The organism is Pseudomonas sp. BCA17, assembly GCF_004519405.1.
Classification (GTDB): domain Bacteria; phylum Pseudomonadota; class Gammaproteobacteria; order Pseudomonadales; family Pseudomonadaceae; genus Aquipseudomonas.
In genome coordinates this window covers 182,821-207,756 of record NZ_SGWI01000001.1, presented here as the reverse complement: position 1 = coordinate 207,756, position 24,936 = coordinate 182,821, and the positions used below count along the sequence as shown (strand labels likewise).

Annotated in this window: 17 protein-coding genes and 1 pseudogene; 7 read left to right on the top strand and 11 right to left on the bottom strand. The window is 61.5% G+C overall.

The features are described 5' to 3' along the window. Window positions 1–37 precede the first annotated feature (37 nt). Window positions 38–1,216 (bottom strand): annotated as a pseudogene (locus tag EXW71_RS00810) (pyridoxal phosphate-dependent aminotransferase); the annotation flags it as partial. Window positions 1,217–1,469: 253 nt separating this feature from the next. On the opposite strand from EXW71_RS00810, the gene EXW71_RS00805 reads away from it, so the two are divergent. Then, complete coding sequence (locus EXW71_RS00805; RefSeq protein WP_134657197.1) at window positions 1,470–6,458, top strand: glycosyltransferase; 4,989 nt, start codon at window positions 1,470–1,472, stop codon at window positions 6,456–6,458. 11 nt (window positions 6,459–6,469) lie between these two features. Here the strand turns inward: EXW71_RS00805 and EXW71_RS28900 are convergent, their stop codons facing one another. The 3 genes from EXW71_RS28900 to EXW71_RS00800 all read right to left on the bottom strand — a co-directional run bounded on the left by EXW71_RS28900 (window position 6,470) and on the right by EXW71_RS00800 (window position 7,394). After that, window positions 6,470–6,604, bottom strand: a complete 135-nt coding sequence (locus EXW71_RS28900) for a hypothetical protein (RefSeq protein WP_256657061.1) — start codon at window positions 6,602–6,604, stop codon at window positions 6,470–6,472. An 11-nt stretch (window positions 6,605–6,615) separates the two neighbouring features. Beyond that, a complete protein-coding gene (locus EXW71_RS28690) occupies window positions 6,616–6,777 on the bottom strand; it encodes a hypothetical protein (protein WP_167659621.1) in 162 nt (53 codons plus the stop codon). Between the two features lie 71 nt (window positions 6,778–6,848). Continuing rightward, window positions 6,849–7,394, bottom strand: a complete 546-nt coding sequence (locus EXW71_RS00800; protein ID WP_134657196.1) for a hypothetical protein — start codon at window positions 7,392–7,394, stop codon at window positions 6,849–6,851. 391 nt (window positions 7,395–7,785) lie between these two features. On the opposite strand from EXW71_RS00800, the gene EXW71_RS00795 reads away from it, so the two are divergent. Together EXW71_RS00795 and EXW71_RS00790 are read left to right on the top strand one after the other, a co-directional pair. Beyond that, complete coding sequence (locus EXW71_RS00795) at window positions 7,786–9,195, top strand: circularly permuted type 2 ATP-grasp protein (RefSeq protein ID WP_134657195.1); 1,410 nt, start codon at window positions 7,786–7,788, stop codon at window positions 9,193–9,195. Between the two features lie 2 nt (window positions 9,196–9,197). Beyond that, window positions 9,198–10,148, top strand: coding sequence for an alpha-E domain-containing protein (locus EXW71_RS00790; protein ID WP_123718275.1), 951 nt, complete (start codon window positions 9,198–9,200; stop codon window positions 10,146–10,148). 7 nt (window positions 10,149–10,155) lie between these two features. Here the strand turns inward: EXW71_RS00790 and msrA are convergent, their stop codons facing one another. Further along, window positions 10,156–10,848: a peptide-methionine (S)-S-oxide reductase MsrA gene (gene msrA, locus EXW71_RS00785; RefSeq protein ID WP_134657194.1), complete on the bottom strand. Its 693-nt coding sequence runs from the start codon at window positions 10,846–10,848 to the stop codon at window positions 10,156–10,158. Window positions 10,849–10,931: 83 nt separating this feature from the next. Beyond that, window positions 10,932–12,635 (bottom strand): cytochrome c biogenesis protein DipZ, encoded by a 1,704-nt coding sequence (locus tag EXW71_RS00780; protein WP_134657193.1) that lies wholly within the window; start codon window positions 12,633–12,635, stop codon window positions 10,932–10,934. A 353-nt stretch (window positions 12,636–12,988) separates the two neighbouring features. Between EXW71_RS00780 and EXW71_RS00775 the strand changes: the two genes are divergently transcribed. Further along, on the top strand, window positions 12,989–13,699 hold the full coding sequence (locus EXW71_RS00775; protein ID WP_123718272.1) for a response regulator transcription factor: 711 nt from the start codon (window positions 12,989–12,991) through the stop codon (window positions 13,697–13,699). Beyond that, window positions 13,696–15,162 (top strand): HAMP domain-containing sensor histidine kinase, encoded by a 1,467-nt coding sequence (locus EXW71_RS00770; protein ID WP_134657192.1) that lies wholly within the window; start codon window positions 13,696–13,698, stop codon window positions 15,160–15,162. Before EXW71_RS00775 ends, EXW71_RS00770 begins: the two co-directional genes overlap by 4 nt. Window positions 15,163–15,188: 26 nt before the next feature. Here the strand turns inward: EXW71_RS00770 and EXW71_RS00765 are convergent, their stop codons facing one another. Next, on the bottom strand, window positions 15,189–17,444 hold the full coding sequence (locus EXW71_RS00765) for an ATP-dependent DNA helicase (RefSeq protein ID WP_134657191.1): 2,256 nt from the start codon (window positions 17,442–17,444) through the stop codon (window positions 15,189–15,191). Further along, a complete protein-coding gene (locus tag EXW71_RS00760; RefSeq protein WP_134657190.1) occupies window positions 17,441–19,087 on the bottom strand; it encodes a VRR-NUC domain-containing protein in 1,647 nt (548 codons plus the stop codon). Before EXW71_RS00760 ends, EXW71_RS00765 begins: the two co-directional genes overlap by 4 nt. 188 nt (window positions 19,088–19,275) lie before the next feature. Here EXW71_RS00760 and EXW71_RS00755 point away from each other — a divergent pair, with 188 nt between their 5' ends. Then, window positions 19,276–19,500 (top strand): YgdI/YgdR family lipoprotein, encoded by a 225-nt coding sequence (locus EXW71_RS00755; RefSeq protein ID WP_123718269.1) that lies wholly within the window; start codon window positions 19,276–19,278, stop codon window positions 19,498–19,500. Between the two features lie 208 nt (window positions 19,501–19,708). On the opposite strand, the gene EXW71_RS28685 is transcribed toward EXW71_RS00755, so the two are convergent. Continuing rightward, window positions 19,709–19,873, bottom strand: a complete 165-nt coding sequence (locus EXW71_RS28685; RefSeq protein ID WP_167659694.1) for a hypothetical protein — start codon at window positions 19,871–19,873, stop codon at window positions 19,709–19,711. A 180-nt stretch (window positions 19,874–20,053) separates the two neighbouring features. On the opposite strand from EXW71_RS28685, the gene EXW71_RS00745 reads away from it, so the two are divergent. Then, on the top strand, window positions 20,054–20,320 hold the full coding sequence (locus tag EXW71_RS00745; RefSeq protein ID WP_134657188.1) for a hypothetical protein: 267 nt from the start codon (window positions 20,054–20,056) through the stop codon (window positions 20,318–20,320). On the opposite strand, the gene EXW71_RS00740 is transcribed toward EXW71_RS00745, so the two are convergent. After that, on the bottom strand, window positions 20,321–21,751 hold the full coding sequence (locus EXW71_RS00740) for a lipase (protein WP_134657187.1): 1,431 nt from the start codon (window positions 21,749–21,751) through the stop codon (window positions 20,321–20,323). Window positions 21,752–21,862: 111 nt separating this feature from the next. Next, a complete protein-coding gene (locus tag EXW71_RS00735; protein WP_256657139.1) occupies window positions 21,863–24,895 on the bottom strand; it encodes an autotransporter domain-containing protein in 3,033 nt (1,010 codons plus the stop codon). Window positions 24,896–24,936 lie beyond the last annotated feature (41 nt).

Below are 24,936 nucleotides of genomic sequence, written 5' to 3'. Positions count from 1 at the left end.
CCGCCACCGAACCCTGGGGCTTGCCGACAAATGCCGGGGGCTCATCGGCCAGCTTGGCCACAAAGCCTGCGATACGTCGGCACGCTTGGGCCAGACGCTCTTCGCCAAGGGTGAAGGACAAGCGCACAAACCCTTGGGCAGGTTCGCCAAAAGCCGCCGCATCGAGGACCGACACGCCCGCTTCGCGGAACAATCGCCAGGCGAAATCCAGTGAGCTGAGGCCGGTGCCACGGACATCCACCAGCACAAACATGCCGGCTTGAGGGGCCTGCACCTTGATGCCCGGGCAAGCGCTCAGCCCGGCTACCACCAAATCCCGTCGACGCCGGTAGATCTCGCGCATGCTGTGGGTCACGTCATCATGGGCCAACACCGCCGCCGTAGCGGCTTGCATCACAAACCCAGGCAACCCGTAGAGCATGCTCAACACCAGGGTTTGCGCGTGGAGGACCATCTGCGGCGCGGCGATGATCCAGCCGATGCGCCAACCGGTCATGGCATGGGACTTGGACAAACTGCCGATCACGATGCAACGCTCGGCCATGCCCGGTAACGCGGCCAGGCTGTGGTAGTGGCCGTCGAACACGAGGCTTTCGTAAACCTCGTCGACCACCACCCACAGGTCATGGGCAATGGCCAGGTCGGCGATGGCTTGCAGCTCCTGGCGGTCCAGCACTACGCCAGTGGGATTGTTCGGGTTGGAAAAGAAGATCGCCCGGGTGCGTGGGGTGATCGCGGCGGCGAGCGCCTGCGCATCCGGGCGAAACCCCGACTCCGGCAAACACGGTACCCGCACCAGCGTCGCCCCGCTGGCATTGAGCGTGGCTTCGTAGGTGACGTACATCGGGTCGAGCACCAGCACTTCATCCCCGGCCTGCAGCAGGCACAGTGAACTGATGAACAACGCGTTTTGCGCGCCGGGCACGATGATGACGTTCTCGGCGCCCAGGGCGCGCGACAGGCTTTTGCTGTAGCGCGCCGCTACGGCCTCGCGCAGGGTCTGGCGGCCGGGGATCTCTGTGTAGTGGGTATCCCCTTCGCGCAAAGCGCCGACGGCGGCCTCGGTAATGAAGGATGGCGTGGCGAAATCAGGGTCGCCGACGCTGAGGATGATGATGTCTTCGCCCTGGCTGGCGGCGTCGAACGCGGCATGGTGAATGTCCCAGGCAGCCACGCCCTGCCCTGCAATTCGCTTAACGAAGGGGGAAAACCGCATGCCTGAGTCTCTCTTCAAGTAGAAAAAGCGCTGGAGCGTCTGTGTGCAAACGCAAGGATGCGGTCAACATAGATCAAACTCGACAGTCGCTCAAATGCACAAGAGTGAAGCCCAGGCGTGCGAGTGGAAACACAAGGTAAAGGAGCTGTCGACCGAGGGGCGGAATCAAAACGGCGCCCATCGCGACACACGGACAATGCCACGGTAGTCGTTGATGCCGGGCGTCATCCACCCCTTTCAGGTGACAGTTCTCATGACCAGCGTTTCGCTTTCCAATGTCACGCCACATCGCCTTCCCCTTGCCCTGGCCACCGCCAATCCGCAGCCGCTCTCCGGGCAAACGCGCGGGTTGCCTGCACCCTCGACCCCGCGTGAAGGCTCACGCGCCGAAGGTGATCGTGAGCTTGCAATAACGGAGTATCACAGCGCGCTGCTGCGGGCGGCCAATCGGGAGCGAAACATCACGCTGGGCACTATTCCCCCGCACTCGACCTTTGGCCAGTGGTGGACGCAGTTGCATGACGCCTTTCAGTCACCCGACGTGCGTCAGTGGGTCCGGGACAAAGGCATCGATACGACGTCGATCAGGCTCAACCCAACGTCGGGCCAGATTACTTTTTCGCTGCAGCGTGCACTTGATCCCGCACAGAAACTCCACACGGTCGGGCAGGACGATGCGCGCTGGGCGGCTATCAGTGGCCCTGTTCTGCATGCCGCCAGGGTTATTGCCGCGGGCCACGCCGATACAACGTTCAGGCCACCGGCCAGTCTTTCAGATGAGCCGGTTCCCTGGTGGTTGATCGGCCGGTTTTACAACGAACCGCAGGACCTCACCGGGCCTGCGCTGCGTGAACGCGCGAAAGAGATCGACAGAAACCAGGGGTTCACCCCGCTCGACCCAGGCACCTCGAAACAGGTGATCCAATCGCGAAGCGAGGAAGCACTCCAGGCGCAAAAAGCGTTTATCGGTGATATCGAAAACCGCTACAGCGCTGCCGGTGAACTCAGGCACCTGGCGGCGTCCGTCGAAAACGGCAGCGCGCACAGCGGGCAGATTGCGGATGAAATCAAGGCCAGGACACTCAACCTGTCATCCGACAGCGCCTACCGTCCGTCAAAGCACGGCACGTCGAACACCGTCACGCTGTCGCAATACCTCACGGACCATGGGTTGAACCTGCCCGACAGTCACGAAGAGCTGGTCAACCTGGCAACCGCCCTCTCCACGCCCACGCCAAAGGCCGCTGTACATGGCAACCTCGCTGGAGCTTTGAGGTGGCTTGACGAGGAAAGCCTGCAACAGCTCAAGGCGGATCTCCGCTGCGGCACGTTCGGCGGCATCACGCTGAGCCCGTACGCCAATGCCTTGGATTACCTGCTGGACAACCGGCCGATCTCTGCCGCCGAACTCAGCCATCCGCGCCTGCTGATTGAGGCCTTGATTAACTCCCCCAGGGGGAAAGCCCTGGGGGAAGCCATCCAGGCCGTATTTGCGCAGCGCGGCGTCAAGGGCACTGGCGCCGATTGGTTGCTGGCGGCGTTGAATCTGCAAGTGGATAGCGACGCTGGAGACGGCTTGAAGATCGAAGGTTATCGCCTGGTCTCACCGGAAAATGTGGGCAAGACCGCCGCCACGGTTTTCAAGGAGCTGGTCGATCATCTGGTTGCCCGCGGGAAGGCATCCTCTCCTGAAACAGCCATGCTCCAGGCGCATCTGATATTGGCCAGGCTGGCACCGGAGTTCCGGGTCCGGGGCATCCCCGACACGATCGTTCCGGGAACCCACAGCTGGGTCAGCTTTGCCACCGTGGTTGCGCGCATTGAAGCCAAGGCGCCAGGGGCGACGGCAGCGATGAGCTATGCGCAGATCATGCTTGAAGGCAATACCGCACCGGTCAGCGATGAGGAAAGCGCCACGGAGTATGCCGCCCAGGCCAACGCACTCAAGGCCTGGGCCGTCGCCAACGGCCAGACATATCCCTCGACCGAGGCGGCCATGGCCGAAGTGCGCAAGGCGTTCACAGCCCAGATCAACGAGTTGAAAGAGGCGGCGCAAACAGACCTCGGGGCACTGCCGACCACTCGGGCCATTGCACTGGAGCAGTTGAAAAAAGCCCTGCCGCACATGGACCCCAAGTTGTTCGATGAAAAATGCATCACCGTGCAGCCCGCCCACAAACGATTGCCAGGGCCTTATTCGCTACTGGACAGCTACATCGATGGACGACCGTTGTTCTGGACACCGAACCGCGCGGAGTTCTGGAGCGAGGAAGCGCGCCAGTTCACCAATTTGTTCAAAACCAGGGAGAACGAACAGAAACCTGATGAAACGCCGGCCGCCTGGGTTTCTTCATCCAGCGCATTCAACTTCGATGAGGTTCGCGAACGGCTGAAAAGCCTGCCGCGCCCACAGGAGCTGTTCGAGCAACAATTCTCCGGCTTTTCCAACGCGTTGAAGAAAACCACGGCGGCGCAGTACAAGCTCCTGCTGGCCAAACTGCCGCTGGAGGACCGTCAGCATCTGCAGTTCGGGAAAATGACGATCCGCAAGGAAATCAGCTACCACAGGGCGGATCACCCGCTACGAGTGGCAGACGGCGTGCTGTTGGTGGAAACCGAGTACAACGGCAAGGTCATGCACTATGCGATTGATCGGAGCAAGGGCACCATCACCCGCCGGCCCGGGCAGACCTATCACGAATACGCTCCTACCAACGGCACTATCCCTCACCCCGGCAAGCGCTACGACGTGATCAAACCTGCGGGTGACTATCCGGCAGGTGTCAGGGATGAGACAACCGATGCACGAGGCGCGCCCGACAGTTTCAACAGTGCCAGGACCCGGTACATCGTGGATGCGGTGCTCGACGACCTGCACCTGCCCGAGGTGGAGCGCTACGCCAAAGGGGCCACCACCTTCGATACCCAAGTACCGCTGCACGAAAAGATCGAGCAAATCGTCACGGGCCTGATTCCATTCAAGTCAGGGATCGAGAACATCATCAACGGCAACCTCAAGGAAGGCATCGTTGAAGTCGTCGTTGATCTGTTCGGTTTTGCCGTCGGTGTGGGTGGCGCGCTCAAAGGCGCCAAAGGCATTATCGCGGGCGTTTCAACCCTTTCGAAAGTCGGCCATGTGGGCAAGATCGTTGGCCGGGCAGCGGTGGGAGCGCTGAACCCATTGAGTGGCCTTGATGACCTGGCGCGCGGCGCCTGGCATGCAGGCAAGCAGCTGGCCGGCGTCTCGTACCACGGCGTCAGGCAGCTGCGCGCTCAACGTAGCGTCAACTTGCTTGAGCTGGCCAAAAAGCCGGACGTCGCCGAAGGCACCTACAAGGCACTCAATAGCGCGGTTGAAAACAAAGCCCTGGCCAAATTCGATGAGGCGTCAGGTCAGTGGTACGCCTTTGACCCTCGCACCCGGCAAGCCTTCGGCAAACCGCTGGATAACTTCATCGCTGATTCTCCCGGCGCCGGCACCTCCGACAGTTTGCAAGCAATAGGCAGCGCTGATGCGGTCAAGACCGCCGGCCTGCAACATGGCCTGGCGGCGAAAGGACGGTTCAAGGCTGGACACGAGACGGTGGAAGGCATCGCCGTCATGTTTCAAGGCAACTGGCACCGATACGATGCGATCAAAAAACAACCCTTCGGGGCGCCTTTGAAAGACTTCGTCGCTGACCGCATCGCGGCTGGCGGTGAAGTCCGCCCCCTGGACACAGAGCTCTTGGGTTATGAAGCCAAGTACATCGCTGCCGACGAACTGGCGGCCAAGGGCTTACAGGGCAATGTCTATGTGGGCCGTGGCCAAAATGAATACGTGAAGGTCGATGGGGTGCTTTACAAGTCCCGGCTCAAAGAAGGACAACGTGTCATCCAGCCCCCCAAGGGCACGGGGCCCGATATTCCGGTGAAGGATCTGGGGGCTTCAGGGTGGGAACCCGCCACCAGGGCTACACGTTTGCTGGGCGGCATGAGTGACATCCCCTTGCGTTGGAAACTGGGCGACAGCACGTATGTCGTGCCCATGGACGACATTAAAGTCGTGGAAAACTCGACAACCCCCTTCACTCTCACCTACAAGGGGGTGGCGCATAACGTCATCTTCGACAGTTCGGCGGGAGCCTGGAAAGAAAGCAATCTGTCCACCGGTGTCGATCCGCTCAACCCGGCGTACTTCTGGCGAAGCGGTAAAGGCAAGTGGCAACGAGGACCGTTCAACGAGTTCGTAAAAGCCAGAAAGGCAGATGCACATAATTACTCGTTCGTTGATGTCATGCCGCCTTCGGCCGTGAAGGTCCCGAACGATATCAAGCCGATCCCCAAAAACCTTCACTATTTCTGGGCGGGCCAGGAGATCCCCCCCAAGCTGATGGACACCCTGGTCAACAATGCCGCCCAGGCCCCCGGGTACAAGTCCATCCTGCACGTGGATGCCGATACGCCTGCCATTTTCCAAAAGATAAAACACACCCTGGAAACCAAGGCACCGGGCCTGGAAGTGAAGAACCTTCGCGAGGATGACGTCTTCAAACAGTTGAAAGGCGACGAAATGTACGACTACTTTCGACAAGGGCAAGGGAAAAACCTGGCTGCCGCTTCAGACGTCGCGAGGTACCCCATCGTCAACAAATACGGTGGGTTCTATCTCGATACGGATGATGTGATCCAGGCAAAGGTCGGCACTGATGGGGTGAATGCCGGCGCGAGTGATGTGCTGCTCAACAGACCGGTTGCCCACAGCCTTACGGATAAGCCGTTCTATAACACCAGCAATTTCGGCACGCAGGCGGGGAATCCGGTCATCACCGCCATGATCGACGAAATGAAACAACGCTTCGCCACCAACAAACCCTACTTCGCGGCGAACCGGCCCACAGTGGGCAGGGACGCTGACGGCCGGGTGCAATACACACCCGAATTCACTACCTACGAGAGGAAGGTTTTTGAGACTGTCGGTCCAACGCTGTTCAACCAGGTCCTCAAGTCGAAACGACCTGACATGTACGACTTGGGCTTTGATGGCACCCCCAAGGACTCGAGGCTGGTCAATGGGAAACTCGAATTACGCGGCCCGATAGTCAATATTGAAAACGATGTCCGTCAGTACTACATCCGACAGGGCATCGTCCCCCCTGAAACGCTGGGCATACAGTTGGATAAACTGAAGCGGCATTACTACCCGCTTCACCATACGTTCAGAGTCAGGATTGGCGGCGAACACTCCTGGATCGATTCCTGACCCGTACAGGATCAATCCTGATCGTCTGTATTGCCATCATCCTGCGCTTCATCCGGCTCCGTTAGTGGCACTTGAGCATCATCCATCAACGACCCAGGGTCTTCATTGCCTGGGTCGTTGGGTTCTTCATCAGGGTGATTTGACATGACTGTTTCCTCTAACCGCCGGGGGTATCGATATCGGCATCGGTTTCAGGCTTGGGCTCGCGCTCCGGCTTGAAGTCTGGACTGTAGTCGTTTTCCTTGGCTTTGGGGTCTTTGGCCGGCGTAGGGTCCTTGGGAGCGTCGGCACCGCTGGCAGGTTGTTTGTGTGTGTTCATGGGTCACCTCTTGGAAAAATATCACCTGGGTAGAGTTAAGGTCGCGCCTCGGGCGATGAAGTTCCATCGGTTCAAGACACGGGGTTGTCTACCTGGATGTAGATCGAATAGGCGCCCAGTAATACCCAGAACACCATGAACAGCCATGGCGCGCGCATCGAAAACAGCAACGACTTGCGGTAGCCCTTGTGCGACGACTCCGTCTCGCAGAACAGCGGCGAATCATCATAGGCGAGCCCCATCACCGGTTCGCTGCGCAGCAGTTCGCTCTGCTTGTAGTGCCAATGGTCGATGATTTCGTAGGCGGCGCGGATACCCGGCCAGGCGTTCAACGAGCTGAGCACGCCCAGGGCGGCGAGGAACACCGGCACTACCAGGGTGAACAATTTGCCCCACTCGGGATTGAGGTTGCCCATGCCCGAGACGAACGCGATCACCAGAAATGACTGCGCAGTGAGGTAAGCATCGGTGCGGTTGGCGAGGATGCTGGTTTCGTATTGGATCTCCCGGCGATAGAAATCCAGGCGGTCCTTGGGCGAGCCGAAGATCTTGGCGTTGTGTTCGCTGTGATCGGACAGGGCTGCTTCGGGCGTATCGGGCGAGATGATTCTGGGCAATGGGGTGCTCCATAAGGTGTCGAGTCTCTTTAGAAGAATCGTGGGACGGTGAAGTTCAAGTATTGTCATGCACCAATTTGGTACGCCGCCTGCCCTGGCAGCGAGCGCGCCTGCTCGCGCTGGCTTGCGCGGCGCTCAAACGCTCGTCCGCGCCGCTGCCCAGGCAGGTGCGCTCGCTGCCTGCCGTTTCGGCACAGGCTTTGCTTAACCCTTTCATCACCCCACTGCCGCGCTCGCCAACAGGAGCTTTCGTTACCCCCCGACCCAGAGCCGACCCCATAAGAAAGTAAGGACCAGGCCCGTTGGCACTCTGCGCCACGGCCTTATAAAAATGCGTTTTTTGAAGCGGCAGTGCCATCCGAGCGTTACTCGGCACTGACAAGGTACTGGAATGGCTCGATCTTTCTTTGATGAAATGAATGACGCAAACGGCGCGTGCCGTGCGCACTATCAGGAGTTCTCGCGCTGGCTGGCCAACACTCCGCCCGACCTGCTGGCCCAGAGGCGTCGCGAAGCTGACCTGCTGTTCCATCGCGCCGGGATCACCTTCACCCTCTACGGCGACGAGCAAGGCACCGAACGCCTGATCCCCTTCGACATCATCCCGCGCAGCATCCCCGCCAGTGAATGGAGCGTGATCGAACGCGGCTGCATCCAGCGCGTCAATGCCCTCAACCTGTTTCTTGCCGATATCTACCACGACCAGCGCATCATCAAGGCCGGAATCATCCCGGCGGACCAAGTACTGGGCAACGAGGGTTATCAGCAGTCGATGGTCGACCTGGACCTGCATCGAGGCATCTACTCGCATATTTCCGGTGTGGACCTGGTACGCGACGGCGACGGCACCTACTACGTGCTCGAAGACAACCTGCGCACCCCCAGCGGCGTGAGCTACATGCTCGAAGACCGCAAGATGATGATGCGCCTGTTCCCGGAAGTGTTCGCCAAGCAGCGCATTGCGCCGGTGGACCACTACCCCAACCTGCTGCTCAAGACCCTGAAAAGCTCCAGCCGCCTGGACAACCCCAATGTGGTGGTACTGACGCCGGGGCGCTTCAACAGCGCGTTCTTCGAACACGCGTTCCTCGCCCGGGAAATGGGCGTGGAACTGGTCGAAGGCGCCGACCTGTTCGTGCACGACCTCAAGGTGTTCATGCGCACCACCGACGGCCCCAAGGCCGTGGATGTGATTTACCGGCGTATCGACGACGCGTTCCTCGACCCGCAGGCCTTCAACCCGGAGTCGATGCTGGGCGTACCTGGCCTGGTCGCGGCGTACTGCGCGGGCAACGTGGTACTGGCCAACGCCATTGGCACCGGCGTGGCCGACGACAAGTCGATCTACCCGTATGTGCCGGACATGATCCGCTTCTACTTGAGTGAAGAACCGATCCTGCAAAACGTGCCGACCTTCCAGTGCCGCAAGCCGGATGAGCTGTCCCACGTGCTGGCCAACCTGGCCGAGCTGGTGGTGAAGGAAACCCAGGGGTCCGGCGGCTACGGCATGCTGGTGGGGCCGGCCTCGACGGCCGCCGAGATCGAAGACTTCCGCCAGCGCATCAAGGCCCGCCCCCACGCCTATATCGCCCAACCCACCTTGAGCCTTTCCACCTGCCCCACCTTTGTCGAAAACGGCATCGCGCCACGGCATATCGACCTGCGCCCATTCGTGCTGTCGGGCAAGGAAACTCGCCTGGTGCCCGGTGGCCTTACCCGCGTGGCGTTGAAGGAAGGCTCGCTGATCGTCAATTCGTCGCAGGGCGGCGGTACCAAAGACACCTGGGTGGTGGAGGACTGAGTATGTTGAGTAGAACCGCCGCAGATCTGTACTGGATGTCCCGTTACCTGGAACGCGCCGAGAACCTGGCGCGCATGCTGGAAGTCAGTTATTCGCTGTCGTTGATGCCCCAGGCCGGGCGCAGCGATGGCCTGGACGAACTGGCGATGTCGTTGCTCAGCAGCGGCACCCTGGACAGCTATCTCGAACGCCACAAGCAGCTGGACGCCGAGCGCATGCTGCACTTCTTCGCCCTCGACGCGGAAAACCCCGCCAGCATCTACAACTGCCTGCGCGCGGCCCGGGGCAATGCGCATGCGGTGCGCGGGCGCATCACCGCCGACATGTGGGAAAACCTCAACGCCACCTGGCTGGAAATGCGCAGCATCGCCGCCGGTGGCCTGGCACGCCATGGCATCAGCCACTTCTGTGACTGGGTGAAGCAGCGCTCGCACCTGTTCCGAGGCGCGACGTCGGGCACCATCATGCGCAATGACGCCTATCGGTTTATTCGCCTGGGCACCTTTGTCGAGCGCGCGGACAACACCTTGCGCCTGCTGGATGCGCGCTACGAGATGTTTGGCGAAGAGTCGGAAGAAGTCAGTGACCTGTCGGCTCGCGGTTATTACCAGTGGAGCGCCCTGCTCCGCGCGCTGTCGTCGTTCGAGGCCTATACCGAGCTGTACCCGAATGCGCTGAATGCACGCTCGGTGTCGCAGTTACTGCTGTTGCGCAGCGATGTACCGCGCTCGCTGCATGCGTGCATCGAGGAACTGAACCATATCCTCGCGGACCTGCCCGGCAGTTATGGGCGTACGGCGCAGCGCCTGGCGGCGGAGTTCGAGGCGCGGCTGCGCTACACCGGTATCGATGAAATCCTGGAAGACGGGTTGCACAGCCGCCTGACGGACTTTATCGACACCGTGCGCGAGTTGGCGCGGGCAATTCACAGCTCGTACCTGGAAGTCGTCTGAGCAGCGGCTACTGGTTTTTTACCAGGACAGGCTCCGCGCGATACTGGTCGGGAAACAGTTTCTTCAACTGCGCCACTTTGGGCAGATCATTGATCACGATGTACGGGTAAGACGGGTTCTCGGTCAGAAAGTCCTGGTGATAGGCCTCTGCCGGGTAAAACGGCTTGCCCGTTTCCACCTGTGTCACGATCGGCTTATCGAAGGCTTTTGCGGCGTTCAACTGCGCGATATAGGCCAGGGCAACTTTTTGCTGCTCGGCATTCTGCGCAAAGATTTCCGAACGGTACTGGGTGCCGCTGTCCGGGCCTTGGCGGTTCAATTCGGTGGGGTTGTGGGCCACCGAGAAGTAGATCTGCAACAACTTGCCGTAGCTGACCTTGCTCGGATCGTAGGTCACCAGCACCGATTCGGCGTGGCCGGTGTCGCCTTCGCTGACCGATTCATACCCGGCGGTATTCGCGGCGCCGCCGTCGTAGCCGGACACCGCGTTCGTCACGCCTTGCACATGCTGGAACACACCCTGCACGCCCCAGAAACAGCCACCGGCGAACACCGCCGTTTGCAGGCTGCCCGACGCCGGCAGGTCCAGGGCAGGCGGCGCAACCATCACGGCATCTTCAGCGCCGCCCAACGAAAAGGCCGAGCTTTGGCCGATGAAGGCGGCGAAAGCAAGAGCGGGCAAATATTTGAGCAGTGTCATCAAACTCACTCCGTTGCAATTGAATAAACGCGGTCAACCCGGAGGGAGGGACTTGTTCCCTGCCCCATTGATCGGGTTGCAATTCAGCCGAACGTAAAGGCGTACGCCGCTACATGCGGGTCGAGAAACTCGATACTGAAGGTACGGTCCTGCACGGCCCCCGGTTGGCGCACCAACTGGTACAAGCGTTGCTCGGTCACGGTGCCGCTGCCATCCGGCGCCACGTCGGAGCCGTGAGCATCGCCCGGCGCCTGGCCGTCGACGGTGACCTTGAAGCGCACCGGCTTGCCATCCGCGCCTGGCCCCAGCACCAGGTGCAGGTCACGGGCATGAAAACGGTAGGCGATATGCCCGCCTGCCTGATCGAGCGTGACCTGCTGGCCACCGATGTTCCATTGGCCGCCCAGGGTCCAGTCGTTGAGGGCCAGAGGGCCGGACTTGACGAAGTGCTCGGCGCGCAGGAAGCCCAGGTAGGTTTCCGGCGACTGCACCTCGTTCACGTCCGACGCCCGTTGCACGCCCTTGGCGTCGGCCTCGATCAAGCCACCGGCAACATGGGTTGCCCCGGCTTCACGCAGCAACTGCTGGATCACCCGCTCCGACTCGGCGTACTCGCCTTCGCCAAAATGGTGATAACGGATCTGGCCCTTGGCATCGACAAAGTAATGCGCCGGCCAGTACTGGTTGTTGAAGGCGCGCCAGATCTTGTAATTGTTGTCGATCGCCACCGGGTAGGTGATGCCCAGGTCCCGCATGGCCTTGGTGACGTTATTCACATCCCGTTCAAAGGCGAATTCCGGGGCATGTACGCCAATGACCACCAGCCCCTGGTCGTGATACTTCTCGGCCCAGGCTTTGACGTACGGCAATGTGCGCAGGCAGTTGATGCAGGAGTAGGTCCAGAAATCCACCAGCACGACCTTGCCTTTCAAGGCTTCGGCGCTCAATGGCGGGCTGTTAAGCCACTGCACCGCGCCGTCCAGCGACGGCAGCGTACCTTCGACCGGCAGGCTGTCGGTGTGGTTGGCGGCCATTACCATCGCGCCCTGCGTTTTTTGCTCGGGTTGTGTGCTGAGGCGCTCGACCAGACGTTGCTCCAACCCACTGGTGGAAGCCGTCGACAAACGTGACAACACGCCGGTATCCAGGCCCAGGGCGATGGCAGCCACGCCGGTCAGCATCAGCGCACCGAGGCCACGGCGCAGCCATTCACCGGCGCCGAGGGAGCGCTTCATGAAACCAAAGACTTTACCGCCGACCAGCAACGCCAAGGCCAGGGAGGTGGCAGCACCGGCGGCGTAAGCCAGCAAGAGCAAGGTAGTACCGATACTGGCGCCCTGCAGCGCGGCGCCCGTGAGCAACAGCCCGAGGATCGGCCCGGCGCAAGGCGCCCAGAGCAGGCCGGTGGCCACGCCGATCAGAAACGAGGCACCCGGCCGCGGTTGGGCATCGACGCCCGCGGCTTGCGACAAACGACTGCCGGCGGCTACCAGGGGCCGTGTCAGGCGCTCCGACAGTTGCGGCAGCAGCAACGTCAGACCGAACAGGGCAACGCACAGCAACGCGAGCCAGCGACCGTACTGATTGACTTGCACCACCCAACCGCCGCCCACCGCCGCCAGCGTTGCCACCAGGGCGAACGTCACCGCCATCCCCGCTAACAGCGGCAAGCCACTGCGCATAAACGGCTGCCCGGTGCGAGCGAAGACAAAAGGCAGAACCGGCAGGATGCACGGGCTGACGATAGTCAGCACGCCGCCCAGATAAGCGAGAACTAGCAGCCACATTGAAACGTCCCTTATAAGTAGAAATAAACATCGAGAAGGAGAAAGGCAAAAAAGTAACCTGTGGCGAGGGAGCTTGCTCCCGTTGGACTGCGCAGCAGTCCCATGCTTTGCAAGCAAAGAGCGGGGCCGCTTCGCGGCCCAACGGGAGCAAGCTCCCTCGCCACACATACAGCGTTCACCCTTTACAACAGCTCCTTCACAACATGCTTTTCGCCATGGCGATGAAGTTATTCTGGGCGGCGGACGGTCGCGAAATCCTCACGCAGAGTTAAACAATTCGTGATAACTACAAGCGTGCAAAACCCGCACAATGCACGAACTGACAGTGAAGATTTCTCCTAGGGTTTTTCTACATGGAACAGCCAAAACGTGTGCTGGTGGTCGAGGACGATGCGCATATCGCCGACTTGATCTGCCTGCACCTGCGCGACGAGCACTTCGACGTCGTCCACAGCGCCGACGGTAACCAGGGGCTGCGCCTGCTGGAGCAAGGCGGCTGGGACGCGCTGATCCTGGACCTGATGCTGCCTGGCGTGGACGGCCTTGAAATCTGCCGCCACGCCCGCGCCATGGCGCGCTATACGCCGATCATCATCACCAGCGCGCGTTCCAGCGAAATGCACCGCATCCTCGGCCTGGAGCTGGGGGCGGACGATTACCTGGCCAAGCCGTTTTCGATGCCGGAACTGGTGGCGCGGCTCAAGGCCCTGCTGCGCCGTGTCGATGCCATGGCGCGCAACTTGAAGATGGACGCCGGCAGCCTCGACCTCGGCCAGTTGTTCATCAACCCGCTGACCCGCGACGCCACCTTGAGCGGCCAACGCCTGGAGCTCACGCCCCGTGAGTTCGACCTGCTGTACTTCTTCGCCCGCCAGCCGGGCAAGGTGTTTTCGCGCATGGACCTGCTCAACGCCGTGTGGGGCTACAGCCACGAGGGCTACGAACATACGGTGAACACCCACATCAACCGCCTGCGCGCCAAGGTCGAGGCCGATCCGGCCAACCCGGCACGCATCCTCACGGTATGGGGCCGCGGCTACAAATTTGCCGAGAGCCCACCATGAAGCTGACCCTGACCCAGCGTTTGTCACTGGTGTTCGCCGTCTTGCTGGTGATCTGCAGCGGCACCTCGGCCTGGCTGCAAGTACGCTCCAACCGCATGCACGAACTGGAAGTGGTGCAGGGCTTGTCCCGGGACCTGGCGACGCATATCGCCCGCGATACGCAACTGATGGACGCCGACGGCCTCAAGCCGGATGCCGTGCGCAACTTGTTCAGCCAACTGATGCTGGTCAACCCCAGCGTAGAGGTGTACTTGCTCGATATCGACGGCCGCGTGGTCGGCAATGCCGCACCCGCCGGGCATCTGCTGCGTGATCACGTCGACCTCGCACCGATACGGCGCTTCCTGAGCGGCGCGATGTTGCCGATCCTCGGCGACGACCCGCGCAGTGTCGACGCACGCAAGGTGTTCAGCGCGGCGCCGCTGCAGGCCAATGGGCAGCAAATCGGCTTCCTGTACGTGGTGCTGCTGGGTGAAGCCCACGATGTGTATGACGCCAAGGACGCCACGGGTATGGCCCTGAAAATCGCCCTGTGGTCCATCGGCCTGGTGGCGCTGCTGTGCCTGATGGCCGGTTTGATTGCCTTCGCCTGGATCACAAGGCCCCTGCGCCAGTTGACCGATAGAGTCGGCCGTTTCGACATCAACGCCACGCCTGAACCGGTGCAGACGCCTGCGCCCGCGCTGGACAGCAGCGATGAAATCGCCGTGCTCGACCAGGCTTTCGCACAGATGGAGAACCGCCTGGGCGAACAATGGCGCGCCATTACCCATCAGGACCAGGAACGCCGGGAAATGGTCGCGAATATCTCCCACGACCTGCGCACCCCGTTGGCCTCCCTGCATGGCTACCTGGAAACCCTGTCCCTCAAGGACAGCAGCCTCAGCCCCGAAGAACGCCGGCGTTACCTGGGCATCGCGCTGGACCAGAGCCGCAAGGTCGGCGGCCTGGCCCAGTCACTGCTGGAACTGGTGCGCCTGGAACATGGCTTCGTACAACCGGTGATCGAAGGGTTCTCACTGCCGGATCTGGTACAGGACATCTTCCAGAAGTTCGAACTCACCGCCGAAGCCCGCACCATTACCCTTACCGCGACCTTGCCGCGCCATGTGCCGACGGTGCTGGCCGACCTGGGCCTGATCGAACGGGTGCTGACCAACCTGCTGGACAATGCACTGCGCCACACGCCGGAGAATGGTGAAGTCGAAGTGATCCTGGCGCCCCGGGCCGATTGCGTGGCCGTTACCGTCAGCGACAGTGGCCCGGGTATCGACGCGCCATTGCGTGAGGGCTTGTTCCTGCGCGCCTTCACCATCGGCGGCGCACGACGCGATGGTGGCCTGGGCCTGCGTATCGTGCACCGCATCCTGCAATTGCACGGGCGCAGCATCCAACTGGTGGAGCGCCCAGGCTATGGCGCAACCTTTACGTTCTCCCTGCAAGCCCGGACATCAATGCGTTGACCGGCCGGGCATGCGGTTGACGGGACTCACTCAACCACCCACCACCGCGGCAACAACTGGCGCACGCGGGCCTCGCCAAAGCGGTCATCGATCAACATCACCACACCCCGGTCCTGCCGACTGCGGATCACCCTCCCCGCCGCCTGCACCACTTTCTGCAGGCCGGGGTACAAATAGGTGTAGTCGTAGCCCGAACCGAAGATCGCGCCCATGCGCGCTTTCATCTGCTCATTGATCGGGTTCAGTTGCGGCAGCCCCAAGGTGGCGACAAACGCGCCGATCAAGCGTGCGCCGGGCAGATCAATGCCTTCGCCAAACGCACCGCCCAGCACGGCAAAGCCGACCCCCTGGCTGTGCTGGGTGAATTGGTCGAGAAACGCCTGCCGCTCGGCCTCGGCCATGCCCCGTGACTGCAACCACAACGCAACCTGCGGGTGCCTCTCGGCCATCAACTGCGCGACCTGTTGCAGGTAATCGAAGCTTGAGAAAAACGCCAGGTAGTTGCCCGGTTGCGCAGCAAACTGCTGCGCAATCAACTCAACGATCGGTTCCAGCGATGCTTGGCGATGCACGAAACGCGTGGAGATCCGGTCAACGATGCGTACACGTAATTGCTCGGCCTTGAAGGGGGACTCCACGTCTATCCATGCGGTATCCGCCGGCAAGCCAAGCAGGTCGGCGTAATAGTGGCGTGGGCTCAGGGTCGCCGAAAACAGCACGCTGCTACGGGCGGCGGTCAGCCGGGGCCGGATAAATTCGGCGGGCACCACGTTGCGCAGGCACAGGGTTGAAGTGCTGCGTTTACCGCTGTACTGACGCTTGCTGATATCGAAGAGAAAGTGTTCGTTGAACAGCTCGGCCACCTTGGCAAATTGCAGCGCTTCGAAGTAGAAGGTTTGCAGGTCACCGGAAAGGGCTTCGGGGTGGTCGTTGAAGTATTCGCCCATAGCGCTGGTACTCAGGCTCAGGGCCTGCAGCAGTTTGTCGGGTTTGCTCGCATACGCCTGATAGGGCGCGAGCTGGTCCTTGTGCAGCGCATTCCACTCACGGTTGAGGCGCTGCAACGGCTTTTTCAGGGGCTCGGGGGCAATATCGCGCAGCGTCTTGAGTGCATAGGCGTCAAGACTGGCGCTGTACATCGAACGGGCCCGCTCGACCAGGTTATGGGCTTCGTCCACCAGCACGGCGGCGCGCCATTGGTTGAGCTGGGCCAGGCCGAACAGCATGGCGCCGAAGTCGAAATAGTAGTTGTAGTCGGCAACCACCAGATCGCTCCAGCGCGCCATTTCCTGGCTCAGGTAATACGGGCAAACATCGTGGGCCAGCGCCACCTCGCGCAGGTTGCGCTGATCGAGCAGGCGCACCTGGGACGCGGCCACCCGTGCGGCCGGCAGGCGGTCGTAAAAGCCCTTGGCCAATGGGCAGGCATCGCCATGACAGGCTTTGTCCGGGTGTTCGCAGGCCTTGTCCCGTGCCACCAGCTCCAGCACGCGCAGCGGCAGATCGGGGCTGCTGTCGTAGAGCACCTGGGCCGCGTCCAGGGCGAGTTTGCGCCCGGGGGTCTTGGCGGTGAGGAAGAACACCTTGTCCAACTGCTGGGGCGCCAGGGACTTGAGCACCGGGAAAATCGTGCCGACGGTCTTGCCGATGCCGGTCGGCGCCTGCGCCATCAGGCAACGGCCGGTGCTGACGGCCTTGTACACCGACTCGGCCAACGGACGCTGGCCGGGGCGAAACGCAGCATGCGGAAATGCCAGGCGTTGCGCGGCGCTGTTACGGGCGTCGCGGTGCTGCATCTCGCGCTGCGCCCAACCGAGGAACAGCGCACATTGACGGTTGAAGAACTGCTCCAGGTCTGTCGCCGGGAAACGCTGGTTGAGCAGCGTTTCCCCTTCGCCGACGATGTCGAAGTAGACCAGCGCGAGGTCGATTTCGTGCAGGCCGAGCTTCTGGCACATCAGCCAACCGTAGACCTTGACCTGGGCCCAATGCAGTTGCCGATGGTTGGCGGGCTGGGCTTCGAGGTCGCCGCGATAGGTTTTCACTTCCTCCAGGCGATTGGTGTCCGGGTCGTAGCCATCCGCCCTGCCCCGTACCTTCAATTGCGCGTACTCGCCTTCCAGGGCGACTTCGTTCTGGTAGTGCGCGCTGCGCCGGGAAGCCACCGTGCGATGCCCGGCAATGCCTTCCTGGGCGCTGGGTGACGGCGTGAAGCGCAGGTCGAGGTCGCCGACCTTGGCCGTGAACTCACACAACGCCCGTACGGCGACGCTATAGCTCAAGCCGATTCTGCCCAACGCACGTAGCACACCGTGACCGGCATCTGGTACTCGCCGCAGAACTCCAGCCAGCGCAGCTGGTTGTCTTGCAGGCGATCGCCCGGGCCCTTGACCTCGATCATGCGGTAGGTTTTGCGGGCGGGCCAGAACTGGATCAGATCCGGCATGCCTGTACGGTTGGCACGGATGTCCAGCAGCAACCGTTCGAACCAGTAGCGCAGATGTTCGGCAGGCAGACACGCCAGTGCCTGTTCCAACAGTTCTTCACTGAGCAGGTTCCAGAACACGAAAGATGACTGAACCCCCCATTTGTCCACGTAACGCCGGCGGATGCTGGTTTTGTAGCGCTCATCCCGCAACTGCTCGAAACACGCGGCGAACAGCGCTGCGCGGCGCTGGTGGAAATCTTCACTGTGCAGGTCCGCCGGCCCGCGCTGGAACGGGTGGAAGAATGAACCCGGCAACGGCGCAAAGATCGCATCCCAGCACAACAGGCCAAACAGCGAATTGATCAGCCCGTTCTCGACGTAATGCACCGGCGCATCCGGCTCGCTGAGATGGGCCTGGACGCAATACTCCACGGCCATCAGCGGTTCGGGGAGTGCCAATGCCAGGTCCAGGCGGGTGATGGCCCGGGGTTTGCTCTTAGGCAGGGGCGGCTCTCCCAGCTTGCGACGCAGACGCGGCAGCACCCGTAGCAAGTGTTGCTGTTCGGCGGCACTTTCCGGGGCCTGTTGCGCCACACACGCCAGGGCCATGGCCTGGGCATAATCGGCCTGACGCTCCAGCACGCGAATCAGCCGTGAACGCGCACCGGGATGCGCGCACTGACGGTAGATCCGTTGTGCCATGTCCAGCTCGGCGCTGCGTTCGCAATATTGGCCGATCTGGAACAACAGTTTGGCGCGGCGCTTTTCCAGCCAGGGGTTGTCGGTGGCAAACGTGGCGATTTGCGCCAGTACAGCGTCCAGCGCCTCCCCCCCTTCAAACGCCTGTTGGCACTGGTGCAGGAACAGAAAGCCGTGCACGTCATCACGGTGGCGCAAGCCGCGGGACTGCGCACAGAACTCGACCTTTTCGTAGGTATAGATGCCCAGGTCCGCCAGCACGAACTCCGACCAGTCCTGGTGCAGATTACCGAAGAACATCAGCCGCAGGCGGTCGCACAGTTCCATCACGGTGAGGCTGTAGAGGGTGTCGTCCAGGTCCGGGCACCATTGGGCAAAATGGCGGGGCTCGGTAAACCGCGCAGCCAACCCGTCCAGCCAGTCGGTCTTCTTGCCCTTGGGTTGCTCGATCCAGGGTTTGAAGGCCGCGAGGATTTCGCCTTTTTGCAGTACGCCAAACAGCGCTTCAACGCCAAGCGGGTGCTGATTGTCGACCCAGCCCTGCTGCACCAGGGCCAACGCGGCCGTGTGGGTGCAGCCAATTTCCAGGTAATTGAGTTTGCTCGCGCGAAAATGCACGCCCTTGCGCATCACCATGCGCACCAGCAGCGCCTGGGATGCTTGGGGCAAGCTGTCAAATCGCTGAATAAAATGCACTTCGTCCGCGTCGAGCAAATCGGCATAGCGCTGCCCCAGCCACAGCAGTACTTGGCGGAAGTTATGCAGGTAATACAAGGGATCGTCGAGGGGGTTGGCCATGTCACGCGCTGATCAAGTACTGGTTATGCATACAGAGTGCCGTCAGCCAACGGCTGTTGCAATCGGTAATAGATAAATGGCGCACGCAACTTTTTGAATAAAAGTGATCAGATAGCTCAGTTGATGACGTAACATTTATGGCCCGCAGCCCATGGCTGCGGGATTTTTCAGGGTTAAGGGTAAGGGTTATGAACATGAAAAATTTGGGTCTGCCGCTGGTTGCACTCACTTTTCTGCTATTGACCGGTTGCGCGACGCAAACCGTAGTGACATTGCAAAATGGCACGCAATATTTGACCAAGGACGTCCCCAATGCCAAAACAGCCGACGGCTTCTACGAGTTCACCGACATCGCCGGCAAGCATATCCGTGTGAAAGCGGCCGATGTAGCCACGGTCATCAAAGAGAAATGACAATAAAACAGCCCCGCCATGCGTACTGCCAGTCAGTTAAGAAGGAGAAGGCTAAAAAGTAACCTGTGGCGAGGGAGCTTGCTCCCGTTGGACTGCGCAGCAGTCCCATGCTGTGTAAACAAAGAGCGGGGCCGCTTCGCGGCCCAACGGGAGCAAGCTCCCTCGCCACACATACAGCGCTCACCCTTGACTGACTGGTATCACCCGCTCAATACCGGTAGTACGGGTGGTAATACGGGTGATAGTAGGGATGGTAATAGTACGAGTGGTAGTACGGGCGATAACAGCACGGGGCGGGATACGCCGGGTACACCGCACACCCGCCCAACCCCGACAGTACCAGGGCACACAGCAACAATCGCAAACGGGACATGTTCGATTCCTCCCACGTCAGCACGCGAAACGGCTCGCTTGACCATTAAACGTGCGTGCACCGGCCGATCCGTCGCGACGGGAAGTTAAAGATTTATTCAGCGAAGGATTTTCCACGCCGCTGCGTTTAACCGATAAGCCGCCTTCACCTTCGAGGGCGGCAGCACGGAGAACCACGGCCATGGCACGCATGTCCCGAGCGGTACGCGCGCTTTTACTTATTCCCTTGACCCTGGCGGCCCTGGCGAGTGCGCCGGCGTTTGCCGACACCATCATCATCCGTCAGGCACCACGGGTGATCGTAGTGCCGCCTCCACCGCCACCGGTCTATTACGGGCATTGGGGCTACGGCCCGCGGCCCTACTACTATCCGCACCCCTACTACGGTTATGGCTACCCCCACCGGCCGCACTGGGACGGCGGCTGGCGGAGGCACCATTGGCGTTGATCAGCCGATGCTGACGCCGTCCGTCCATAGGCCGCCATGCCCGACGCCGACCAGGGTCACCGAGTCGGCGCCAAAGCTGAGCACCGTGTCCGCGCCGACCACTTTGGCATGGTCACGCAGGTCGGTGCTGCCTTCCACGTCCTTGAACACCAGCTTGTCCGTGGGCTGGTAGCCGATCACCCGGTCATTGCCGAAGTGGCCGCTGAACAAAAAGGTGTTATGCCCACTGTTGTCACGGAGGGTGTCATTGCCCTTGCCGCCTTCGATAAAGTCGGCGCCCTTGCCACCCTGGATCAGGTCGTTGCCGTCACTGCCGATGATGAACGTGTTGCCCTTGTGGGTCTCGGCATTGCGGTTGAGGTCCTGTACCCAGGTGTTGGCCCGTGCCGGGTCGGACAGATTGGCGACGATCACCGTAGAGTCGCGGGTCATCTGCTTATAGAAGCCGGATTCGAGGATGCGGGTCATGCCATCGCCATAGCCGAAGGGCAAATGGGAGAGCCAGGTCGGCAGGTTGACGATGGAGAACGGCAGTACGTTCCACAACGTCGAGGCGTAATGGTCGTTGAAGTTGACGATATTGTCGGTGGTCGACTCATGGGGCTTGTCGTGCACGCCCAAGGAGGACAGGTTGAAGGATGAGCCGTCCAGGGCACGGAACACCGGGTCGTTCTCATAGCCGATATTGAGCACCTTGTCCCCGGCGCTCTGGGTCGGCGAGGCATACGCCACGTAGTTGGCGTCCTTGTAGAAGCCCGCCCATCGGCTGTTGCTCAGGTCCGCCATGCTGTTGACCGCCAACCCGCCGAGGCTGTGGCCGCTGACCAACACGTCCTGGCCCGTCAGGCCGTGGGCGCCGGCATAGTCGGCGACGTTCTTGAGCAAGCTGCCGAATGCTTCGCCGGCGTAGTTCTTTGCATAATCCTTGGGTCCCAGGGCAGCGAGCAGATCGCTGATCAGGTCGCCGATGGAGTCACTGATCAAGTGCTCCCGTGGCCCCGATGTGCCGCGAAAACTGATGCCGATTTCCAGCAACTTACCGGTGTCATCGTGCTTGCCCAGCACCTCGACCTGGGCCGTGGTGTAGCCGGCCTTTTCGCCGAAGAACGTGCCGCGGGAATCGACCTTGCCGCCGTAGCCCAGGGTGCTGGCGCTGATAGGCGTCCAGCCGGCTTTTTGCACGGCTTCAAGGGCGGCTTTTTCCGAGTCAGGGTTCCAGGGGATGCCGGGAATCACGCCTTGCGAATCCGTACTGCCCAGCACTGCAGTGACCAGTGTGGCCGGCAGGCCGAGGCCAAAGCCATTGTGCTGGTAGCCCACGGCAAAGCCGTTATCCAGATTGTGATAGGAATACAGCGTGATCGCCAAGGCGTCGGCAAACAGCGCTTTGGAGCCCTCGGTACCGAGGTTTTTATAGTCAAAGATACCCATGGTAATGCCTCTCTGTTGTTGGATTTGTAGAGAAAGCCAATACACCTGTAACCCCTCGCGGGGCGGTGGTAAGCACGCAGGCCCACCACCGCCCCGCGAGGGGTGAAACCTTTAGAACGCCCAGTCGAGGCTCAAGCCGACACCGTGGACTTTCTCCTTGCTGGCCAGCAGGCCGTTGTAATCAAAGTTCAACCGTGCGTCCTTGCTCAACGCCAGGCTGGCGCGTGCCCCCACCAGCGCTGCATCACGCACCATTGGCGCACTTTGCACCGCAAACGACGGGCCACCCGAGGCAAATGCCAGGTGCTGCTCGGAACCCACGCGGCTCAGGTTGTGCTGCCAGCCCAGGGTACCGGACAGTTCCAGTTGCTGGTGATCATTCAGGTTGAGGGTCTTCAAGGCACGCGCGCCCAAGGTGCTCAACACCACGTCACGGCTGTCGTCGCGGCCTTTCAACGCGGCGGCATCGCCCTTTTCGGTAAAGCCATCGGTGTCCAGGTGCACGTAGGCCAGGTTGGCGAACGGCTCCAGGGCCAGCGGTTGCAGGTTGACGCGGTACGCCGCTTCGCCGAACACCTGGGTACTGCGGGCGTCGACCTTGGCTTTCTGCTTGCCGGAAACGTCGCCGTATTGCAGGTCACGCTTCACATCGGCGCGATGCCAGCTGTACGCCGCGCCGCCGCTCAGGCGCAGGGCGCCGATTTCATGCCCGGCATAAGCGCCCAAGTGGTAGCTGTCGACCGAGGCGCGGCTGTGGGTGTCGTTGCCCATGTTCAGCGAGGTGTCGCTGTAGCCGGCGACCACACCGATACGGGTTGACTCGTCCAGTGCGCCATCCACCCCGGCGAGCATGCCGCCGATAGAGGTGGTGTAGCCCGCCGTGTCGCTGCGGCTGTCGGTCTTGCCCCACGCACCCAGCGCCTTGACCCACACGTTGCCACGGCTGTCGAGGGTATTGCTGCTGGCGCCCATCTCGCCGTTACGCAGGCGCTCGCCCACGGCTTCACGCACGTAGCGGCTGTCGTTGATCAGCGCACTTTGCAGGGCCGGGTAGATCTCGCCGCTCAGTTGCTGGAAGGCACCTTGTGCCGAGGCGGCGTTGGGTGCCAACAGCAGGCTTTCATACACCGCATTGCCCGCCCCCAATTGCTCGGCAGCCACAGCCACCGCACGTTGGTTGGGGGTGGTGGCGACGCTGGCGAAGCTGTTGGTGCGTGCCACGTCCAGCTGCACACCGGTGGCGGCATAGTTCAAGGTGCCGCCGATAAACAGGTAGTTGGGCAGTACCGCACCGAAGGCACCGGTCACACCACCGGCGGCTTGCAGGATGTTGTACTGGCGGCCGATCAGGCTGTCGGCCTGCGCCGCACTCAACAAGGTCGGGCTGTTTTCCAGGGCCAGGGTCACGGTGGCGCCATTGAGCGTGGCCGTGCCACCGGCGACAATGCGGTCACTGCTGGTTGGCGACAACTCCACCGCATACGTCGAGCCAGCGTCGAAGGTGACATTGCCCGCCACATTCAGGGTGCCGATGGAGTTGCCCGGCGCCACGGTGCCGCCGTTTTTCACGGCCAGCGAGCCGATACGCCCCGAACCGCCGACAACGCCGCCCTGGCTGACGCTGACGTCGGAAGTCAGCGAGCCGTTGATCGCCAGCAAGCCTTGATTGACCAGGGTCGGGCCGCTGTACGTATTGGTGCCGGTCAGCACCAGCGTACCAATGCCCTGCTTGGTCAGGCCGCCATGGCCCGAGATGTCATTGCTCCACACATCTCGCCCGCAATGTATATCGGTGCACAAGCGCTGGGTGGGTTTACCGGCATCCACCACCGCACCGACACCCGGCAGGTCGGCTACAAACTGCCCATTGCCATAGGCCCCATTGATACGGAACTCGGCGGGAATATCCTCGGCCGTGATGAACATGCCCGGCCCGTTGACCGCCTTGCCCAGGTTGATCATGCCCCAGCCATACAGCGAATCGATGCCCGGCGCGCCGAGGTCGGTGGCGGTGGTTTTCAGCACGGTGGAGACCTGCTCGCCGCTCATGTACGGGAAGCGCTCCATCAGCACCGCCGCCGCACCGGCAACATGGGGCGCGGCCATGGAGGTGCCATTCTTGTTGGCCCAGTCGGTGGTGAGGTTGTCCAGGTTGGTGCCGTTGATGATCGAACTGAAGATTTTGGTACCCGGCGCCGATACGCAGAAACTTGCCGCATAGCCACAGCGTGACGAGAACGTACTGATCACATAGGGTGTGGAACTCGTGGTATCCGGGTTTTGCTGCAACGCCGCCACCGACAGCCAGTTCGGCGCGATTTCCGGTACAAAGTACGCCAGGCCCGACATCGCATCCGGGTTGTTGCGGTTGTAGTCGTTACCGGCGGCGAAGATGGTCAGCACACCGCTGCGAGCCGCATCGATTGCCCCTTGATAAGCCCCCCCGGCCAGTGTGCCGAGGATCGGCCGGATAGTGTCAAACTGCGCCTGAGCTTCGTTGACGGTGAAATTCGGGAACGCCGGATCACGGCCACCCTTGGCGTATTGCGCACCGATGCCGATCCCCCAACTGTTGTTGATGATCCGCGCACCGCTGGCCACCAGCCCATCCCAACCGGCCTTGTACACCGCGCCATCGTTGCCGAGGATAATGCCGTCTTCAGGGCCCGGGTCACCGTTTTCGGCGCTGAGGATCTGCGCGTTGAACGCCACGCCGTGCATCGGCCCGCCATCGCGGTTACCCGCGGCAATGCCGCCGACATGGGTACCGTGGTTACCTAGCTTGCCGTTGGAATCCTGGGACGGCGTGCCGTCATAGCGGAACGCGTCGCCCGCCTTCACCGGAATGTACGGGTCGGTGTACTGGCGGATGCCCTCGGTGACAATCGTCACCACTTTGCCGGGGCTGGCGAATTCCGGGTGCTGGGCATACACCGGCTGATCGAAAATCCCCAGCTTGACGCCCTTGCCGGTGTAACCGGCGGCATAGGCGCTGTCGGCCTGTATGGCGCCCAGGCCCCAGTCGGCCTTGAACTCGTTGCTGCGCCAACTGGCGGCGTCGCCCGACTTGCCGGTTTCCACATAGGGTGCGGCCTGGGCGGTTCCCAGGCTTGCCAGGCAGCACAGCAACGCGCCGTATGGCACGCGGCTCAACGCCTTGAGCGGGTAGCCCGGGGCTGTGTGAG

Bases quoted from the DNA above. Each gene is read 5' to 3' on its own strand.
- EXW71_RS00805 (WP_134657197.1), top strand. From the start codon at position 1,470: ATGACCAGCGTTTCGCTTTCCAATGTCACGCCACATCGCCTTCCCCTT.
- EXW71_RS28900 (WP_256657061.1), bottom strand. From the start codon at position 6,604: ATGTCAAATCACCCTGATGAAGAACCCAACGACCCAGGCAATGAAGAC.
- EXW71_RS28690 (WP_167659621.1), bottom strand. From the start codon at position 6,777: ATGAACACACACAAACAACCTGCCAGCGGTGCCGACGCTCCCAAGGAC.
- EXW71_RS00795 (WP_134657195.1), top strand. From the start codon at position 7,786: ATGGCTCGATCTTTCTTTGATGAAATGAATGACGCAAACGGCGCGTGC.
- EXW71_RS00790 (WP_123718275.1), top strand. From the start codon at position 9,198: ATGTTGAGTAGAACCGCCGCAGATCTGTACTGGATGTCCCGTTACCTG.
- msrA (WP_134657194.1), bottom strand. From the start codon at position 10,848: ATGACACTGCTCAAATATTTGCCCGCTCTTGCTTTCGCCGCCTTCATC.
- EXW71_RS00780 (WP_134657193.1), bottom strand. From the start codon at position 12,635: ATGTGGCTGCTAGTTCTCGCTTATCTGGGCGGCGTGCTGACTATCGTC.
- EXW71_RS00775 (WP_123718272.1), top strand. From the start codon at position 12,989: ATGGAACAGCCAAAACGTGTGCTGGTGGTCGAGGACGATGCGCATATC.
- EXW71_RS00770 (WP_134657192.1), top strand. From the start codon at position 13,696: ATGAAGCTGACCCTGACCCAGCGTTTGTCACTGGTGTTCGCCGTCTTG.
- EXW71_RS00760 (WP_134657190.1), bottom strand. From the start codon at position 19,087: ATGGCCAACCCCCTCGACGATCCCTTGTATTACCTGCATAACTTCCGC.
- EXW71_RS00755 (WP_123718269.1), top strand. From the start codon at position 19,276: ATGAACATGAAAAATTTGGGTCTGCCGCTGGTTGCACTCACTTTTCTG.
- EXW71_RS28685 (WP_167659694.1), bottom strand. From the start codon at position 19,873: ATGTCCCGTTTGCGATTGTTGCTGTGTGCCCTGGTACTGTCGGGGTTG.
- EXW71_RS00745 (WP_134657188.1), top strand. From the start codon at position 20,054: ATGGCACGCATGTCCCGAGCGGTACGCGCGCTTTTACTTATTCCCTTG.
- EXW71_RS00740 (WP_134657187.1), bottom strand. From the start codon at position 21,751: ATGGGTATCTTTGACTATAAAAACCTCGGTACCGAGGGCTCCAAAGCG.